The organism is Microbacterium sp. NPDC058345 (genome assembly GCF_042723855.1).
Classification (GTDB): domain Bacteria; phylum Actinomycetota; class Actinomycetes; order Actinomycetales; family Microbacteriaceae; genus Microbacterium.
In genome coordinates this window covers 486,593-501,973 of the sequence record NZ_JBHXIG010000002.1, presented here as the reverse complement: position 1 = coordinate 501,973, position 15,381 = coordinate 486,593, and the positions used below count along the sequence as shown (strand labels likewise).

General features: G+C 69.5%; 17 protein-coding genes and 1 tRNA gene. 12 read left to right on the top strand and 6 right to left on the bottom strand.

The genetic code is table 11. From position 1 onward, the window contains the following. Positions 1 to 64: 64 nt before the first annotated feature. The 6 genes from ACFWH5_RS10055 (at position 65) to ACFWH5_RS10030 (ending at position 6,629) form a co-directional block, all read left to right on the top strand. Positions 65 to 1,258, top strand: a complete 1,194-nt coding sequence (locus ACFWH5_RS10055; protein WP_378834362.1) for a ferrochelatase — start codon at positions 65 to 67, stop codon at positions 1,256 to 1,258. 102 nt (positions 1,259 to 1,360) lie between these two features. After that, complete coding sequence (locus ACFWH5_RS10050; RefSeq protein ID WP_378834360.1) at positions 1,361 to 1,846, top strand: ribose-5-phosphate isomerase; 486 nt, start codon at positions 1,361 to 1,363, stop codon at positions 1,844 to 1,846. A gap of 1 nt (position 1,847) precedes the next feature. Further along, positions 1,848 to 2,861: an Fpg/Nei family DNA glycosylase gene (locus ACFWH5_RS10045; protein ID WP_378834359.1), complete on the top strand. Its 1,014-nt coding sequence runs from the start codon at positions 1,848 to 1,850 to the stop codon at positions 2,859 to 2,861. Between the two features lie 105 nt (positions 2,862 to 2,966). Continuing rightward, positions 2,967 to 4,448: an alanine/glycine:cation symporter family protein gene (locus ACFWH5_RS10040; RefSeq protein ID WP_378834357.1), complete on the top strand. Its 1,482-nt coding sequence runs from the start codon at positions 2,967 to 2,969 to the stop codon at positions 4,446 to 4,448. Between the two features lie 61 nt (positions 4,449 to 4,509). Then, positions 4,510 to 5,151, top strand: a complete 642-nt coding sequence (locus ACFWH5_RS10035) for an FMN-binding negative transcriptional regulator (RefSeq protein ID WP_378834355.1) — start codon at positions 4,510 to 4,512, stop codon at positions 5,149 to 5,151. Then, the gene (locus tag ACFWH5_RS10030; RefSeq protein ID WP_378834354.1) at positions 5,148 to 6,629 is read left to right on the top strand and encodes an amidohydrolase; all 1,482 of its coding nucleotides are present in this window, start codon (positions 5,148 to 5,150) and stop codon (positions 6,627 to 6,629) included. The genes ACFWH5_RS10035 and ACFWH5_RS10030 overlap by 4 nt, the downstream gene beginning before the upstream one ends. A 51-nt stretch (positions 6,630 to 6,680) precedes the next feature. Here ACFWH5_RS10030 and ACFWH5_RS10025 read toward each other — a convergent pair whose 3' ends face one another. Beyond that, positions 6,681 to 7,166 carry a Dps family protein gene (locus tag ACFWH5_RS10025; RefSeq protein ID WP_378834353.1) on the bottom strand — a complete coding sequence of 162 codons (486 nt, stop codon included), beginning with the start codon at positions 7,164 to 7,166 and terminating at the stop codon, positions 6,681 to 6,683. Between the two features lie 128 nt (positions 7,167 to 7,294). Here ACFWH5_RS10025 and ACFWH5_RS10020 point away from each other — a divergent pair, with 128 nt between their 5' ends. Next, positions 7,295 to 7,831: a gamma carbonic anhydrase family protein gene (locus tag ACFWH5_RS10020; RefSeq protein WP_378834352.1), complete on the top strand. Its 537-nt coding sequence runs from the start codon at positions 7,295 to 7,297 to the stop codon at positions 7,829 to 7,831. A gap of 33 nt (positions 7,832 to 7,864) precedes the next feature. Then, positions 7,865 to 7,938, top strand: a tRNA-Ile gene (locus ACFWH5_RS10015). A 9-nt stretch (positions 7,939 to 7,947) separates the two neighbouring features. On the opposite strand, the gene ACFWH5_RS10010 is transcribed toward ACFWH5_RS10015, so the two are convergent. Then, positions 7,948 to 8,154, bottom strand: a complete 207-nt coding sequence (locus tag ACFWH5_RS10010) for a CDGSH iron-sulfur domain-containing protein (RefSeq protein ID WP_378834350.1) — start codon at positions 8,152 to 8,154, stop codon at positions 7,948 to 7,950. Positions 8,155 to 8,359: 205 nt separating this feature from the next. Between ACFWH5_RS10010 and ACFWH5_RS10005 the strand changes: the two genes are divergently transcribed. Next, the gene (locus tag ACFWH5_RS10005) at positions 8,360 to 9,415 is read left to right on the top strand and encodes an iron-containing redox enzyme family protein (RefSeq protein ID WP_378834349.1); all 1,056 of its coding nucleotides are present in this window, start codon (positions 8,360 to 8,362) and stop codon (positions 9,413 to 9,415) included. Positions 9,416 to 9,439: 24 nt separating this feature from the next. On the opposite strand, the gene ACFWH5_RS10000 is transcribed toward ACFWH5_RS10005, so the two are convergent. After that, positions 9,440 to 9,739, bottom strand: a complete 300-nt coding sequence (locus tag ACFWH5_RS10000; RefSeq protein ID WP_378834347.1) for a hypothetical protein — start codon at positions 9,737 to 9,739, stop codon at positions 9,440 to 9,442. A 124-nt stretch (positions 9,740 to 9,863) separates the two neighbouring features. Here ACFWH5_RS10000 and ACFWH5_RS09995 point away from each other — a divergent pair, with 124 nt between their 5' ends. After that, positions 9,864 to 10,853: a YihY/virulence factor BrkB family protein gene (locus tag ACFWH5_RS09995; RefSeq protein WP_378834346.1), complete on the top strand. Its 990-nt coding sequence runs from the start codon at positions 9,864 to 9,866 to the stop codon at positions 10,851 to 10,853. 7 nt (positions 10,854 to 10,860) lie between these two features. On the opposite strand, the gene ACFWH5_RS09990 is transcribed toward ACFWH5_RS09995, so the two are convergent. Together ACFWH5_RS09990 and ACFWH5_RS09985 are read right to left on the bottom strand one after the other, a co-directional pair. Beyond that, the gene (locus ACFWH5_RS09990; protein WP_378834345.1) at positions 10,861 to 11,070 is read right to left on the bottom strand and encodes a KTSC domain-containing protein; all 210 of its coding nucleotides are present in this window, start codon (positions 11,068 to 11,070) and stop codon (positions 10,861 to 10,863) included. Beyond that, on the bottom strand, positions 11,067 to 11,942 hold the full coding sequence (locus ACFWH5_RS09985) for a DUF72 domain-containing protein (RefSeq protein WP_378834344.1): 876 nt from the start codon (positions 11,940 to 11,942) through the stop codon (positions 11,067 to 11,069). Before ACFWH5_RS09985 ends, ACFWH5_RS09990 begins: the two co-directional genes overlap by 4 nt. Before the next feature lie 148 nt (positions 11,943 to 12,090). Here ACFWH5_RS09985 and ACFWH5_RS09980 point away from each other — a divergent pair, with 148 nt between their 5' ends. Beyond that, a complete protein-coding gene (locus ACFWH5_RS09980) occupies positions 12,091 to 12,312 on the top strand; it encodes a hypothetical protein (protein ID WP_378834343.1) in 222 nt (73 codons plus the stop codon). A 28-nt stretch (positions 12,313 to 12,340) separates the two neighbouring features. On the opposite strand, the gene ACFWH5_RS09975 is transcribed toward ACFWH5_RS09980, so the two are convergent. Next, positions 12,341 to 14,338: a DUF262 domain-containing protein gene (locus ACFWH5_RS09975; protein WP_378834341.1), complete on the bottom strand. Its 1,998-nt coding sequence runs from the start codon at positions 14,336 to 14,338 to the stop codon at positions 12,341 to 12,343. Positions 14,339 to 14,512: 174 nt separating this feature from the next. On the opposite strand from ACFWH5_RS09975, the gene ACFWH5_RS09970 reads away from it, so the two are divergent. Beyond that, complete coding sequence (locus tag ACFWH5_RS09970) at positions 14,513 to 15,286, top strand: hypothetical protein (RefSeq protein ID WP_378834805.1); 774 nt, start codon at positions 14,513 to 14,515, stop codon at positions 15,284 to 15,286. Positions 15,287 to 15,381: the final 95 nt, after the last annotated feature.

The following is a 15,381-nucleotide window of genomic DNA, read 5'->3' as shown; positions in this document are numbered from 1 at the left end:
GCCTACGCCAGCACCGCGGTGTCGCGAATCGTCTCGCCGCTGGCTCATAGCCACGAGTGGAAGGATGAAGGCCGTGAGTTCCTCTGTACCGGATGTCGTCCGCCACGCCTCGCCCGCCGCTGCGGGAGGCGCCCCGTACATCGAGCAGCCCGTCGCCTATGACGCGATCCTGCTCGCCGGCTTCGGGGGTCCCGAAGGGCAGGACGACGTCATCCCGTTCCTGCGGAACGTGACCAGGGGACGTGGGATTCCGGATGAGCGGCTGGAGGAGGTCGCTCACCACTACCGGCACTTCGGGGGCGTCAGCCCGATCAACGGGCAGAACCGCGCGCTGAAGATCGCGCTCGAGGCCGAGCTGGCGGCGCGGTCGATCGATCTGCCCGTCTACTGGGGCAACCGCAACTGGACGCCGTATCTCGAGGATGCCGTCTCCGAAGCCGCGAGCAACGGCGACACGACGCTGCTGGCCTTCGCCACGAGCGCGTACAGCTCGTTCTCGAGCTGCCGCCAGTACCGCGAGGACTTCTCCCGCGTGCTGGACGGCACCGAGCACGACGGCGTCGTGACGATCGACAAGATCCGCCCGTTCTACGACCACCCCGGGTTCGTTCAGGCCTTCGTCGAGGGCGTGCACGCCGCGGTGGCGGAGTTCATCGACGGCGGTGTCGCCCCGGAGGACGTGCAGGTGCTGTTCTCGACGCACAGCATCCCCACGGCGGACGCCGAGCGCTCCGGTCCCCGTGACGTCGACTGGGGCGAGGGCGGCGCGTATGCGGCACAGCACGAGGCGGTCGCGGCCTGGGTGATGGACCGGGTGGCCCAGCTGCTGCCGTCGGCCGCCGCCGTGCCGTGGGAGCTCGTCTACCAGTCGCGTTCCGGCCCGCCGTCGCAGCCCTGGCTGGAGCCGGATGTGTGCGACGTCATCGGCGATCTGCCCCGGCGCGGACGCCGTGCTGTCGTGGTGGTGCCGGTGGGCTTCATGAGCGACCACATGGAGGTGCTCTGGGACCTCGACACGGAGGCGAAGGAGGCCGCCGAGGGAGCCGGGCTGCGGTTCGTGCGCACGCCCACCCCCGGCGTGTCGGCGTCGTTCGTCGCCGGTATCGTCGATCTCATCCAGGAGAGGCTCGAGGGCCGTCCTGCTTCCGATCGAGCGCACGCGACCTCGCTCGGTCCGGCTTTCGACGTGTGCCGGCCCGGATGCTGCGAGAACGTCCGTGCGGGGTTCAAGCCGGCCGCGGCCGGCGTCGCACCCTGATCCCACGCCCCCCTCCGAGCATCGCTTCGCGCTGCCCGGAGCCTGGGAGGCGCGAGGCCCCTGCGCAGAGCCGATCAAGGGCGCCCGGAATAGGATGATGCCATGCGCATCCACATCGCCACCGACCACGCCGGCCTGGACTTCTCGACGCGACTGCAGGAGCATCTGCGCACGGCGGGGCACGAGGTCATCGATCACGGTCCGGTGGAGTACGACGCGCTCGACGACTATCCGGCCTTCTGCATCCGCGCCGCGCAGGCGGTGGTCGCCGACCAGCGAGCCGGCGTCGAGGCGCTGGGCGTCGTGTTCGGCGGATCCGGCAACGGCGAGCAGATCGCAGCGAACAAGGTCGAAGGCATCCGCGCGGCGCTCGTCTGGAACCTGTCGACGGCAGAGCTCGCCCGCGAGCACAACGACGCGAACGTGATCTCCATCGGTGCGCGCCAGCACAGCTTCGACGAGGTGACCTCCTTCATCGACACGTTCATCGCCACGCCGTTCTCCGACGAGGAACGCCACACGCGCCGCATCGGCCAGATCGCCGACTTCGAAGGCGACGGGTCTCTGCTGCCGGACCCGCGGGCCTGACATGCCCGAGGGTCACTCCGTCCACCGCGTCGCCCGGCAGTTCGCGCGCAACTTCGTCGGCCGGCCGGTGAGCGCCAGCAGCCCACAGGGGCGATTCGCCGAGGGAGCGGCGGTACTCGACGGTCGCGAGATGCTGCAGGCGCGGGCCGTCGGCAAGCAGATGTTCCTCGAGTTCGACGGGAACCTTTGGCTGCGCGTGCATCTCGGGCTCTACGGTGCATGGGACTTCGCGGGCGAGATCCTCGTCGACCCGACCATCGCCTCGGCGAACGGGCGGATGGGCCAGACCAATCAGCGCGGTGCGGTGCTCGCCGAAGGCGACGACGAGGCGCCCATCTTCGACGCCGAAGGGGAGAACTCCCTCGCATCGATCGGCGCGCCGCGCCGCACCCGCGTGCACGTGCGCATGTCCGAGCAGACCCAGGGTCTCGAGGACGAGGGCGACGAGTGGCCGCCGCCGGTCGTCGGCCAGGTGCGGCTGCGTCTGCTGACGCCCGTGACCTGCGCCGACCTGCGCGGGCCGACGGCGTGCGTGCTGCAGACGCCGGATGAGATGCTCGCGACGATCGCGAAGCTCGGCCCCGATCCGCTGGTGGGAGATCCCGCGGAAGGCGAGGAGCGCTTCGTCGGCATCGTGCGCCGCAAGGCGACGCCCATCGCGCTGCTGCTGATGGATCAGTCTGTCGTCAGCGGCATCGGCAACGTCTACCGGGCGGAGATGCTCTACCGCGCGCGCCTCGATCCGCACACGCCGGGCAAGGACGTGCCCGAGGAGATCGTGCGCGCACTCTGGCGGGACTGGGTCCGGTTGCTGGCCGTCGGCGTGGAGACCGGTCAGATGATGACCATGGACGATCTGTCGCCGGAGCAGTATCGGGCGGCGATGGCGAACCGCGACGACCGGCACTGGGTGTATCGCCGTGCGGGGCTGCCCTGCCGGGTGTGCGGCACCGAGATCGCGCTCGAGGAGATCGGCGCCCGCAAGCTGTACTGGTGCCCGTTCTGCCAGCGCTAAGCCGACCGACCGGCGCGCGCCACGCGTGGCACGTCGCGCCGAGCTGAACGCGCGCCGTGAATATGATGGCGGAATCCTTTGCAACGACGCACGACAGGAGACGCCATGGACCTGACCGGTCTGGAGAACTTTCTGACAGGGCTCAGCTCGTGGATCTGGGGACCCTGGATCCTCATCCCGCTGCTGCTCGGCACGGGCCTCTACCTCACCATCCGCCTCGGCGGACTGCAATTCCTGCGCCTCGGCGCGGCGCTGCGCCTCGGTCTCTTCACCCGCAAGGATGCCGGCGCCGACGGCGACATCTCGCAGTTCCAGGCGCTCACCACCGCGCTGGCCGCCACGGTGGGCACCGGCAACATCGTCGGCGTGGCCACCGCGATCGGCATCGGCGGCCCGGGTGCACTGTTCTGGATGTGGGTCACCGGCCTGCTCGGCATGGCCTCGAAGTACTCCGAGGCGTTCCTCGGCGTGCGCTTCCGCAAGACCGACGATGCCGGCGAGAAGTCGGGCGGACCTCAGTACTACCTCGAGCGCGGCATCCCCAACGGGTTCGGCAAGTTCCTGGCGCTGTTCTTCGCGATCGCCGCGGTGATCGCCTGCTTCGGCATCGGCAACATGACCCAGGGCAACTCGATCGCCACGAACATGGAGAACAGCTTCAACGTTCCCACCTGGGTGTCGGGCGTGGCGCTGACGATCTTCGCGCTGCTGGTGCTCGTCGGCGGCATCAAGTCGATCGGTCGCGTCACCGCGGGTCTCGTCCCGATCATGATCATCTTCTACGTGCTGGGCGCGCTGTACATCCTCATCGCCAACATCGGCGGCGTGCCGGCGGCGTTCGCGCAGATCTTCACCGACGCGTTCACCGGCACGAGCGCCGTCGGCGGCTTCGCCGGTTCGGCCATCATCATCGCCGTGCAGTTCGGCGTGGCCCGCGGCATCTTCTCGAACGAGTCGGGCATGGGCTCCGCCGCCATCGCCGCGGCAGCGGCGAAGACCAGCCACCCGGTGCGCCAGGGGCTGGTATCGATGACCCAGACGTTCATCGACACGATTATCGTCGTCACCTGCACGGGCCTGGTGATCATCACCACCGGCGTCTGGAACATGACCGACCCCGAGACCGGCGAGCAGATCAGCGCGGCTCTGATGACCGGTGAGGCGTTCTCGCACGGCTTGCCGGGGGACTGGGGCCATTACATCGTCACGATCGGGCTGGTGATGTTCGCGGGGTCGACCATCCTGGGCTGGTCGTATTACGGCGAGCGCAACATCGAGCGCCTGCTCGGACGTCGCGCGGTGATGCCGTTCCGCGTGGTGTTCTCGCTGGTGGTCTTCGTGGGCTGCACGGTTCAGCTCGGCGTCGTCTGGGCCTTCTCCGATGTCATGAACGGGCTCATGGCGATCCCGAACCTGATCGGCCTGCTCATCCTCTCGGGCCTGATCGCCCGTGAGACGAAGAAGTACCTCGACAACGATCCGAAGCTGCGTGCCAGCACCGACGAGGTGAACGCCTTCATGGCGGGCGACAAGGACTTCGAGGCCTGGAAGACGCAGGCCATACCGGTCGTCGACGAGCGGAAGTGAGCGCAGCGGCGGTGGGGCGAGCGCGGCGCTCGTCCCGCCGCCGCGGCCGTAATCTGGTCTCATGCGTCAGAATCCCAGCTTCGCCATGACGGATGTGACCGAGCTGCGCAGGGTGATCGCGCAGAACCCGTGGGCGACGGTGATCGCGACGGGTGATGACGGGCTGATCGCGTCGCACTACCCGGTGCTGCTCGATCCCGACCGCGACGACCTCACGGTGATCGGGCACGTCGGAAAGCCCGACGACCAGGTGCTCCATCTGGGTGAACGCGAGCTGCTGCTGGTCTTCCAGGGACCGCACGGCTACATCTCGCCGAGCTGGTACGGCGATGTGCGGGCGGTGCCGACGTGGAACTACACCGCGGTGCATCTGGCCGGCATCCCCGAGGTCATCGATACCGAGGCGAACCTACGGGTGCTCGACGACCTGGTCGCCCATTTCGAACGGATGCTGCCGCAGCCCCGCCTGATGTGGCAGCCGCCGAACACCGAGGAGTTCGTGCGTGCGCTCGAGGCCGGCACGGTCGGGTTCCGCCTTTCGCCCACGCGCGTCTCGGCGAAGCGCAAGCTGAGCCAGAACAAGCCAGACGAGGTCGTGGAGAACGTGATCGCCGAGCTCGACGGCGCGGGGGAGTACGCCAACCCCGCGCTGGCGGCGGAGATGCGCAGGGCGCACGAGGCTCGTCTGGCGCGCCGCGGATGACCGGCGACCTGCTGCTGCGAGCCACCCGCGTGGCCGGACCGGGCAGGGAGTACCTTCCCGCCGATGAGCCGGTCGACATCCTGATCCGCTCCGGCGTGATCGCCGACATCGCGCCGACCGGGAATCTCGCGACGACGTGCGAGCAGCTCGACGCCGAGGGCACCTGGGTGATCCCCGGCCTCTGGGATCATCACGTGCACACGGTGCAGTGGGCGCTCGACGCGCAGCGCATGCCGCTCGGCGAGGCATCGAGCGCCGTCCAGGCCGCGCGGCTGATCGCCGGGGCTGCGCCGCTGCCCGACGACAGGGTGGTGGGGACCGGCTTCCGGGACGGGCTGTGGCCGGATCGTCCCACGCGCGCGCTGCTCGATGCGGCATCCGGTGAACGCCCGACGTATCTGATCAACGCCGATGTGCACAGCGTCTGGCTCAACTCCGCGGCGCTGCGAAGGGAGGGCTTCGACGGCGTCGATGACGACGGTCTGCTGCGCGAGGAGGACGCGTTCGAGATTTCCCGTCGTCTCAATGCCGCCGACGACATCGTGGCGGATGCCGCTGTGGCGGCCGCCGGCTCCCGGGCCGCCGCGCGCGGGATCACGGGGCTGGTGGATTTCGACATGGCCTGGAACGCGGAGGCGTGGCGCCGCCGCGTCGCCGGCGGCTTCGACGCTCACCGCGTGGAGTTCGCGTTCTATCGCGCGGACCTGCAACGGGCGATCAGGGAAGGTCTGCGCAGCGGCGACGAACTCGCCGGAACGGACGGACTGGTCCGCGTCGGCCCGTTGAAGCTCATCACCGACGGCTCGCTGGGAACGCGCACCGCGGCGTGCTCGCACGCCTACGCGGACGACCCGGACAACTTCGGCGTCCTCACGATCGGGCCGGACGAGCTGCGCGATCTGCTCACGATCGCCGCCGGTTCAGGTCTCGATGCGGCGGTGCATGCGATCGGTGATCGCGCCGTGGCGCAGGCACTCGACGCTCTCACCTACACGCAGGCGAGGGGAACGATCGAGCACGCGCAACTCGTGCGGCATGCCGACCTCATGCGCTTCGCCCGTCTGGGCATCGTCGCGAGCGTCCAGCCCGAGCACGCGGTGGACGACCGGGACATGGCCGCCGACCTGTGGCGGGATCAGCAGGCGATCGGGCACCCGCTCGCCACGCTGCTGTCGGCCGGCATCCCGGTGCGGTTCGGCTCCGACGCGCCGGTGGCACCGCTGGACCCGTGGCTGACCATCTCGGCCGCCGTACATCGCACGGGCGACGAGCGCGACGCCTGGCATCCCGAGGAGCGGGTGTCGACCGAGATCGCCCTGGGCGCCAGCAGCCGGCACGGTGAGGCCTCGATCGCGGTCGGCGCGACAGCAGACCTCGTGCTGTGCGCCGTCGACCCGCTGCGCGCCGGCCGCGAGGAGCTGCGGTCCATGCCGATCGCGGCGACCATCCTGGGCGGTCGCGTGACGCACCTCGGGTGAACGCGAACGGGCGCCGAAGCGGATGCTCCGGAGCCCGTTCGAGGGCTGCGGTCAGGCCGCGATGTGCGAGACCAGGAACCAGCGGTCCTTCTCGAGCCCGCGCATGATCTCGATCGCGACGTCCTGGCTGGTCAGGTCGACCTCGTCCAGGCCGTCGATCGCGGCCTTCAGGTCGACCAGGATGGCGTCGATGTCGCTGATCACCGCGCGCACCAGCTCATCGGACTGCGTGAAGCCGGCCGGCACGGCGGTGATGCCGGCCTTCTCGGCGACGGTTCCGATGCGGGCGTCGATGGGCAGGCCGAGGGCGACGATGCGCTCCGCGGCGGTGTCGGCGTAGTCGCCGGCATGCGCGACGATCGTGTCGAGCAGCTCGTGCACGCCGACGAAGTTCGCGCCGCGCACGTGCCAGTGCGCCTGCTTGCCGTTCACCGTGAGCGCCTCGAGGCCCAGCACGACGGGGGAGAGGAACTGTGCGGCGGCCGCGGCGACGGTCGGGTCGACGGCGGTGGTGGGGACGGTCTGTGCCTTGCTCATGGGGTCCTCCTGAAGGGTCTGCGGGGCTCGTCTGACACCAACGCTACTCAGCGGGGAGTATTCCGCAAGCAAGCGAAGGCAACGCTTACTGCCGCGTGATTCCGCGGATGTGAGGGTAGTCTCGCCTCATGAGCATCGCCGCGACAGCATCCGTCCTCACCCTCGCGGAAAGGCGTCCGGAGATCGCCTCCGACGCGTTCGTCGCCGACGGGGCGCGCATCGTCGGCGCCGTCGCGCTGGGTGCGCGCGCGAGCGTCTGGTACAACGCGGTGCTGCGCGCCGACTCCGCCCCGATCACGGTCGGCGCGGACAGCAATGTGCAGGACAACGTGTCGGTGCACGTCGACACCGACCACGCCGTGGTCATCGGAGAGCGGGTGTCGATCGGCCACAACGCGGTCGTGCACGGCTGCACGATCGGCGACGGCTCATTGATCGGCATGGGCGCCGTCGTGCTCAGCGGCGCGGTGATCGGCAGCGGATGTCTGGTCGCCGGGGGAGCCGTGGTGCTCAGCGGCACCGAGGTGCCCGACGGGTCGCTGGTCGCCGGTGTGCCCGCCAAGGTGCGCCGGGCGCTCACCGACGAGGAGCGCGAGGGCCTGGAGCGGAACGCCGCGGTCTATCTCGCGCACATCTCGACGCACACGTCGGCGGAACCGTCCTGAGCCGGGCGCCGGCTTCGATAGGCTGGTGCGCACGGGGCGGTGGCCAAGCTGGTCAAGGCAGTGGGCTCATAACCCAACGATCGCGGGTTCGAGTCCCGCCCGCCCCACCGGGAACGTCACGCCTCCGTGCGGAATCCTGCCGTCTTGTGCGCCCCGTCGCAGAACGGCTTGATCGATGACAGCCCGCACCGGCACAGCGCCACGGTGTGCCGGTGCGGATCGATCAGGGTGCCGTCGGCGGAACGCAGCTCGATCTCGCCGCGCACCAGAAGCGGGCCGTCGGGGCAGGGGGTGATCGAGACGGGCTCGTCGTGCGTGGTCATCGCTCTCCTCTGGGCTCTCTCTGCCGAGTCTGCCCGTTGTCGGGCGGCCGGATGCAGGGTCTTGACGCCCGCGGAGCATCCCGGTAGCGGAGCAGGCGGGATGTGTCGTTGGCAGTTGTGCACAGGCGGTGTCAAGCCCGATGAACGCTGTGCACGCGCGCTCTAGAGTGAACGCACGACGGTGCACTGACGAAGGAGACCTCGCATGACAATCGGCCTCGCCTCGGATTCGGATCTCTCCACCCCTTTCGCCGCGCGCGGCCCGCTCAGCTCCGCGCTGCTCGATGTGCTCAGCGATCGGGCACCCGGTCGTGCCGACGAGCTGCCGCAGCGTGCGAGCGAAGCCGCACTCACAGAGGACCCCATCCGCGACGACGATCTTCAGCTGTCGCTGTTCCTGCTCTACGCGGTCGCGTACGGGTCGATTCCGGCGTTCGGGGCGCACTGGGAGTGGGACACGTCGCTGATCACCGCGCGCGCGGCACTGGAGCGGGCGTTCGAAGATGCCGTGCGGGCCGCGGTCGAGCATCCGACGGTCCCGGAGCCGACGAGAGAAGCCGTCGCCGCTGAGCTCTTCCGCATGACCGCCCCCGAGCCGGGCCCCAGCCTGTCGCGCTTCGTCAGCAGGAAGGCGACGGTCGAGCAGGCCCGCGAGCTGCTCATACAGCGCAGCATCTACACGCTGCGCGAAGCCGATGCTCACTCCTGGGCGATCCCTCGGCTCACCGGCCGCGCGAAGGTGGCGCTGGTCGAGATCCAGGCCGACGAGTACGGCGGCGGCCGCCCCGACCGCATGCATCAGACGATGTTCGCCCGGGCGATGCGTGGGGCGGGGCTGGATGACACCTACGGCGCCTATGTCGACGCCGTGCCCGCGATCACCCTCGCGTCGTTCAACTTGATGACGATGTTCGGCATGAACCGCCGACTTCGCGGCGCGTCGGTCGGGCACCTCGCGGCGTTCGAGATGACGTCGTCGCTGCCGTGCCGCGCGATCGCCGAGGGGCTGCGCCGTGTCGGCTTCGGCGACGATGTCGCGGCGTACTACGACGAGCATGTCGAGGCGGACGCCGTGCACGAGCAGATCGCCGGGCGCGATCTCGCCGGTTCGCTCGCCGAGGACGAGCCCGAACTGCTTGCCGACATCCTTTTCGGCGCCGCCGCGTGCCTCACCGTCGACGGATGGGGAAGCGAGCACATCCTGCACTGCTGGGAGCGAGGCGAATCGTCGTTGCGGGGCGCGGCCGACACCGCCCGCTGACGCTCGTCAGGAGCCCGTGGCCTGTCAGCCGTTCTCGCCGTCGTCCGCGGCGTCGGTGTCGGTCTGCGGTCCGCCGACGACGCCGATGCCCACCGCCTGGTGGTCGGGCTCGGGGTCATGGGGGCGCCGCGCCTCCGGCTCCTCATCGGGCTCCTTCTCGGTGCTCGGCTCCTCGAGCTCCGAGACGCGCGGCTGCTCGTCGGACGGCTTCTCGGCGCTCGGCTCGTCGGTCGCGCGCGGTCGCTCTGCGGAGCCGGCGGCCGGCGAATCCTGATCGTCCTCCGGGGTTGCGGCGCGGTTCGGGTCGTCTGTCCTGTCGCTCATGCCTCCACCGTCGTCCGGACGGGATCACGGCGCGAGGGGCTTGACTTCGCCTGCCGTTAGCACCGCGACGCGGGTCGCGGCAAGTCGCATGCGCGACGGCGCGGCATGCGCGAGACTGTGCCGCATGGGCACCGAGGTGGCACGAGCGCGGCATAGGGCAGAGGTCGGCTCCATCGTGCGTCGAGTGGTCCGTGGCTTCTTCCGCACGGCCTCGCCGGATGCGGCGGCGGGTCTCACCTTCTACGCACTGCTCGCGATGGTTCCGACGGTGGTCGCCGCCTTCTCGCTGATCGCGCTGCTGGGCGACCGGAAGGACGGCGTGCGCGCCGTGCTCGATGTGGCGAAGGATGTGCTGCCGCCCGACGTCGTGGGGGCGATCGGTGAGCCCATCGAGCAGCTGGCGTCGGCGGCGAACATCGGATGGTATCTCGTCGTCGCTCTCGTGATCGCGGTGTGGTCGGTCGCCCGGTACGTGACCGCACTGGGCAGGGCGATCAACCGGATCTACGACGTGCCCGAGGGCCGGGTGCTCTGGAAGGCCAAGCCCGTGCACCTGCTGGTCACACTCGTCGTGTTCCTGCTGGTGTCGCTCGCCGGGGGCCTCGCCGTCGCGAGCTGGCCCCTCGTGCAGGCCGTGGGTCGGGCGACGGGAGCAAGCGAGGTGACCCTGCTCGTGTGGCGCATCGCGCGGTGGCCCGTGCTGGTTGCGGTGGTGGTCATCGTGGTGGCGCTGCTGTATTACTTCGCGCCGAACATCGCGCATCCGCGCTTCCGCCTGATCAGCCTCGGTGCGGTCATCGCCATCGCGCTGTTCGCGCTCGCATCCGTCGGGTTCGGGTTCTACGTGAGCAACCTCGCCGACTACGACCGGATCTACGGTTCGTTCGCCGGCATCGTCATGCTGCTGCTGTGGCTCTGGATCGGCAACATGTCCCTGCTGGCGGGCGCGCTCTTCGACGCCGAGATGGAGCGCATCCGGGAGCTGCGCCACGGCATCCCGGCGGAGCGGGACATCCAGGTGCCGCTGCGCGACACCGAGCGGGTTCGCCGCAACGCCCGCGCCGAGCTCGAGGAGGCGCGGGCGGCGCGCCGGTTCCGCCGGTCGCGGCGCTGAGACCCGATCACAGCCTCTCCGTGGGGTAGCGGTCGCGGATGCGGCGCTGGAAGTAGGTGCCCAGGCTGGGCGCGTGCATCAGCGCCGAGTGCACGGACGGCGGCACCGCGTAGTAGCGGTAGACGTCACCGCTGCGAAACTCGATCTCGAGCACGGCGTGCGCCGGGTCGTAGCCGACCGACGTGAGGGCCGAGGACGACACCTCGTCCCTCTTCACGGCGCGCCCTCCGGTGCGTCTCCGACGAGGTCGGCGAGTGCGCGGGCATCGTGCGGCGCGTGTCCCTTCGCGTCGTTGTCGAAATACACGTAGACGTCTGCCGGGTGGTCCGCCTGCCGGTTCGACAGCCGCCGGCACAGGTCGGACCACTCGCGCAGCTCCGCCGCCGAGTACCCGCTGGTGTACAGCTCGGCGGAGCCGTGCAGCCGGATGTAGGCGAAGTCGGTGGTGTCCGCCTCGAGCCGGGGCCACCGGCCGGCCGTGTCGGCGAGCGCGAGCGCGACGCGGTGATCGCGCAGCAGGGCGTACAGGTCGGGATGTGCGAAGCTCTCCGCGCGCGGCTCGAGGGCGTAACGGATGGGGCGGTCGGCGTCGATGTGCAGCCAGTCGCGCCCGTCGAGTCTCGCATCGTGGTCGCGAGCGAGAGCCTGCGCCTCGGCGGTCGTGCGCGGGAGCATCGCGAGGAACTCCGACAGTCGATCCGGATCGAACTCCTGCCGCTCCGGCAGCTGCCACAGCACCGGTCCCAGCGCGTCGTCCAGGGCGAGCACGCCCGAGGCGAAGAAGTTCGCCAGTGCGGTGCGGGAGTTGCGCAGCCGCAGCATGTGGGTGATGTACCGAGAACCCTTGACGGCGAAGGTGAATCCCTCGGGTACGCTCGCCCGCCACTTGCGGTAGCTGTCCGGATGCTGCAGCGAATAGAAGCTGCCGTTCAGCTCGACCGTCGAGAAGCTCTCGCCGATGAACGCGAGCTCACGTCGCTGTGGAAGACCGCGAGGGTAGAAGTCGCCACGCCACGAGCCGTACCGCCAGCCGGACGTGCCCACCCGGATCCGGCCCGTGCGTGGGGGTGCCGCGGCAGCCGAGTCCATCCGCGCTCCTTTCGATCGCTTCGCACGCTACGGGACCCCAGCGGCGTGGGCACCGGGGTTGACGCGGGCGACTCGGACGACCGCAACCCCCTTTCCTGCCCGCTCGGCGGTGGGCATCCTGGAGGTCCGTACCAGGAAAGGAGCCGTCATGCCCGGCAGGCCGGACGATCACACTCAGGCGGACGATCTCATGCAGGCGGCCGAGGGCGACCGCCTCGAGCAGCGGCGGGAGCCCGTCGAGGAACCCCGCGACCCCGAGCGCACGACGACGCAGCCGGAGCCCGGCGGTGTCGAGGCGAATCCGGCCGACGTGGCCGAGCAGAACATCGAGGTCCCCGAGGACGGCGACGAGCAGCGTCCGGAAGGTTAGGTCCGGCGCATCCGTGTCAGCGGAAGAGTCACATCACGTTCCCGATGTAGGAGTACTTCACGAACACCTCGGCGGCGATGCCGGACTCCTCCAGCACGCCCTGCAGGGCGGTCATCATGTAATTGGAATCCCAGCCCATGTAGAGGTGCGCTCCGTCGGCGAGAGTGTCCCAGTGGCCCTTCCAGGCCATCTCGTCGTAGATGGGTCCGCCGTGATGCGCGCTGTATGACAGCGCGGACGGCCGATCGTCGGTCCACGCGCGACGGAAGACGCGGTTGAAGAGCGCCCTCACGTCCTTCACCTCCCAGTGCTCGCCGCGATACTCGACGTAGTCGAACTCGCGATCCCAGCCGGCAGGCCATCCGCGCCGCCGCACCGCATCCAGCACCGGGGTGAGGCCGTCGTCGTCGATCTCGGCGAGAGCGGGCCGCGCCCACACGCGCACGAACTCGCGGATCAGGCGCGCGCTGCGCGCCGAGATCGCGGCGGTGTCCCACACGTCGACGTCGGACAGCTCCCGCGTGGAGGCGACCGCGCTGCGCGCGTACGCGTCGCGGCGTTTGTCGGGGAACGCCGCGCCGAACACGCGCTCGGTCAGCTGCGGCTCGAGCAGCGTGAGGTTCCCCAGCGTCGGCGCGAGTGCGCGGTGACTGTTCTGCTCGTCCTCGCTGTACTCGCTCCACGGGCGGATGCCGTCACCCGACCACGAATCCGCGGGAACCGCCGGCACGATGCTCTCCACATCGAAGGCGGACGGGTCGTCGACGTCCTCGATGCGGCCCAGCACATAGCTCGCGTGCGGCAGCTCGACGTACTTCAGCACGGCGCTGACCCGCTCGTCGGACGGGGTGATGCGGGCGACCGCGCGCATCAGTTCGTCGCGGCCCCCGGCGCGGGCACGGCAGAGGCGCGCGATCAGCCGGTCGGCGGGGAGCCCCACCACCGCCCGGCGCAGGAACATCGCCTGCACCCATTCCAGCGTCTCGATGAGCTCGTCCTGTGCGATCACCCCGCGCCGGTGGTCCCCGTACGCGCTCATGACAAGGGGATAGGTGGCACGTCCGAACGTGTTCACGTGCTCCAGCTGACGCCGCACGGCGAGGTCGGGTTCGCGCGTCGGATCCAGCAGGGTCCCGTAGATCTCGGCATACTCCCGCCAGACCGCCGCATCGGTGCGCAGGTGCGCGAGATCGAGACGGGGGAAGGAGTCACGGAACGCCGCATACACGCCGTGTTCGCCTGCCGCCGCGACCTCTCGTCCCGTGGTCATCACGAGGTAGTGGCGCCAGAAGGCGCCGATGGTCTCGCCGGTGTGCCGTTCGATGGGCTGCCAGAACTCCTCCTCGACGACGAGCTGCTCGGCGTGCGACAGTCCCATCAGCACGTAGTTGTGGATGAGCTCGTGGTCGCGCAGCGGCTCGCCGGTGGAGTTGAGGCTCTCGAAGATCTGCTGGGCGTTGGCCTCGGCGCCCAAGGTGATCGACACGTGCTCGAGCTTGCGCAGCCCGCGCCAGATGCGGGGAGCCTCATCGGCATGCACCTGACTGCGGAAGAACGCGTAGTTGTCGTCGAATCGCGACTCCCGCTCGTCATCGTCACGCCGGTCGAGGACGACCGACTCGTAGAGGTCGGCCCAGGCGTGATGCGGACGCAGCCTGGTGCGCGACGGGGCATCCGATCGCACCAGCACGCGTTCGAGCTCCGCCGCCATCGACGGGTCCGATTCCCGCACGGCGTGGTGCAGGGCGGCCACGAGAAGCATGATCGTGGTCACCCGCTGCTGGCCGTCGATGAGGATCAGATCGCCGTCCTGCGCGTCCTCCGCCGAGAGGATCGACCCGATGAAGTGACGATGCGACTCCTGCTCATCGGCGACCGCCCGCACATCCGACAGCAGCTTCTCGCACCCGCCGATGTCCCACCGGTACTGGCGCTGGTACACCGGCACCACGATGTTCGTCGCCGGGGCGGAGAGCCATTCGATCGTGCCGGTTGCGGTCGCTTCGACATTGGTCGCCGTTGCCATGACTGGGTGATTCCTCCGTGCGGCGGGAAGACGGGATCCGCCGCGTCGAGTCTAGTCCCGGGCTGGATTCCGCCCGGTGGCGCGCCCAGGCTCCTCGCGGGCCCCGATGTAGGCTTGCCTAAGTAGGGCCTGTAAAAACGTGCTGGCCCCCTACGAAAGGACATGACTCAGATCATGGGATACATCAAGTCCGCAGCCCTCGAGGACAAGGGTTTCGTCATCCTCGACAGGTACAACCAGGATCTCGACCCCAAGGAGTGGCTCGACATCGAGTATGTCGACTGGAAGTCCTCCGGAGACACGCGCTTCGCCCCGCTCGCCAGCGCGCAGGGCGAGATCGAGTGCAACGGCTTCTGGAACCACAAGCCACCGCGCACCGACAAGGACGGCGTCTGGATCGACTCGCAGGTCGAGAAGGCACCGAACCTGACCCGTCGCGCGCAGGAGCCGGGCGCGAACGTCGGCCGTTGCCGCGTCATCGAGCTGCAGCCCACGCCGTACGGCGACTGCCTGTACAACCTGCACCAGGATGACAACAACCGCCTGAACCCCGACGGCACCGGCTGGGTCGTGCGGGGCTTCTTCAACCTGACCGACGACAAGGACAGCTTCTTCGTGCTGCGCGAGAACCGCACCGACCCGCAGGGCGAGGTGCGCATCGCGCTGCCCGCGGGTGCCCAGCTGATCATCGACACCCAGCGCCTGTGGCACGCCACGACGCACAACGGCACCGAGCCGCGCTACAACCTCATCACCTCGTGGACCTCGGGTCCCGAGCTCGACGCCTACATCGAGAAGTACAACGGCACCTCTGAGCACACGCAGTTCGAGGTGCCGCAGGACGTCCTCGAGCACGGCTACGCCGAGCAGGCGCGCAAGGACGCTGCCCGCGCCGCGTACTACGCGGCCAAGGGCCAGCAGGTCAAGCAAGCCATGAGCGAGGCCTGAGCGCCACGCGCATCGAGGGAGCCCCGGCCGCACGGCCGGGGCTCCCTTTTCGTGGGGAACGCGCGAGGGCACAGGGCGGGATGTGCGCTTCTGTG

What these genes read in the sequence shown, in the direction of transcription:
- ACFWH5_RS10055 (WP_378834362.1), top strand. Translation starts at nt 65, where the DNA reads ATGAAGGCCGTGAGTTCCTCTGTACCGGATGTCGTCCGCCACGCCTCG.
- ACFWH5_RS10050 (WP_378834360.1), top strand. Translation starts at nt 1,361, where the DNA reads ATGCGCATCCACATCGCCACCGACCACGCCGGCCTGGACTTCTCGACG.
- ACFWH5_RS10045 (WP_378834359.1), top strand. Translation starts at nt 1,848, where the DNA reads ATGCCCGAGGGTCACTCCGTCCACCGCGTCGCCCGGCAGTTCGCGCGC.
- ACFWH5_RS10040 (WP_378834357.1), top strand. Translation starts at nt 2,967, where the DNA reads ATGGACCTGACCGGTCTGGAGAACTTTCTGACAGGGCTCAGCTCGTGG.
- ACFWH5_RS10035 (WP_378834355.1), top strand. Translation starts at nt 4,510, where the DNA reads ATGCGTCAGAATCCCAGCTTCGCCATGACGGATGTGACCGAGCTGCGC.
- ACFWH5_RS10030 (WP_378834354.1), top strand. Translation starts at nt 5,148, where the DNA reads ATGACCGGCGACCTGCTGCTGCGAGCCACCCGCGTGGCCGGACCGGGC.
- ACFWH5_RS10025 (WP_378834353.1), bottom strand. Translation starts at nt 7,166, where the DNA reads ATGAGCAAGGCACAGACCGTCCCCACCACCGCCGTCGACCCGACCGTC.
- ACFWH5_RS10020 (WP_378834352.1), top strand. Translation starts at nt 7,295, where the DNA reads ATGAGCATCGCCGCGACAGCATCCGTCCTCACCCTCGCGGAAAGGCGT.
- ACFWH5_RS10010 (WP_378834350.1), bottom strand. Translation starts at nt 8,154, where the DNA reads ATGACCACGCACGACGAGCCCGTCTCGATCACCCCCTGCCCCGACGGC.
- ACFWH5_RS10005 (WP_378834349.1), top strand. Translation starts at nt 8,360, where the DNA reads ATGACAATCGGCCTCGCCTCGGATTCGGATCTCTCCACCCCTTTCGCC.
- ACFWH5_RS10000 (WP_378834347.1), bottom strand. Translation starts at nt 9,739, where the DNA reads ATGAGCGACAGGACAGACGACCCGAACCGCGCCGCAACCCCGGAGGAC.
- ACFWH5_RS09995 (WP_378834346.1), top strand. Translation starts at nt 9,864, where the DNA reads ATGGGCACCGAGGTGGCACGAGCGCGGCATAGGGCAGAGGTCGGCTCC.
- ACFWH5_RS09985 (WP_378834344.1), bottom strand. Translation starts at nt 11,942, where the DNA reads ATGGACTCGGCTGCCGCGGCACCCCCACGCACGGGCCGGATCCGGGTG.
- ACFWH5_RS09980 (WP_378834343.1), top strand. Translation starts at nt 12,091, where the DNA reads ATGCCCGGCAGGCCGGACGATCACACTCAGGCGGACGATCTCATGCAG.
- ACFWH5_RS09975 (WP_378834341.1), bottom strand. Translation starts at nt 14,338, where the DNA reads ATGGCAACGGCGACCAATGTCGAAGCGACCGCAACCGGCACGATCGAA.
- ACFWH5_RS09970 (WP_378834805.1), top strand. Translation starts at nt 14,513, where the DNA reads ATGGGATACATCAAGTCCGCAGCCCTCGAGGACAAGGGTTTCGTCATC.